The sequence below is a fragment of the Streptomyces sp. NRRL S-495 genome, from assembly GCF_000966955.1.
GTDB classification, from domain to species: domain Bacteria; phylum Actinomycetota; class Actinomycetes; order Streptomycetales; family Streptomycetaceae; genus Kitasatospora; species Kitasatospora purpeofusca.
In genome coordinates, this window is sequence record NZ_JZWY01000758.1 from 1 (window position 1) to 399 (window position 399).

At 74.9% G+C, this 399-nt stretch carries 1 pseudogene; it reads left to right on the forward strand.

The window, feature by feature from the left end:
• Nucleotides 1–399, forward strand: a pseudogene (locus tag VR45_RS32810) (hypothetical protein); the annotation flags it as partial.

A 399-nucleotide genomic window follows, 5' to 3' on the forward strand; every position in this document is an offset into this window, starting at 1 on the left:
CCGCCCTGGTCCCCGGCCTCCCGGCGCTCACCGACCCGGCGATCCCGGACCACCCGGGCCTCGCCTGGCCGACCGTCCCCGGGTTCCCCCAGGTCAAGTGGCCCTCCGTCCCCGGCAGTCCGAACGTTCCGTTCCCCGGCCACCCCACGATGCCCACCGTGACGTGGCCGGGCGCGCCGTCGTTCCCGTCCGTCCCCTGGCCTCGGCTGCCGGACCAGCCCTCCTGGATCTGGCCGTCGATCCCGGGCTTCCCGACGATCCCCTGGCCCTCGCTGCCCGGCCTGCCGAACGTGCCGTGGCCGACCACCTCGGGATTCCCCAACGACACCGCCGCGTCCGCCAATCCGCCCGAGGCCCCGGAAGAGCCGAAGAAGTGCGAGCCGGCGGACACCAACCATC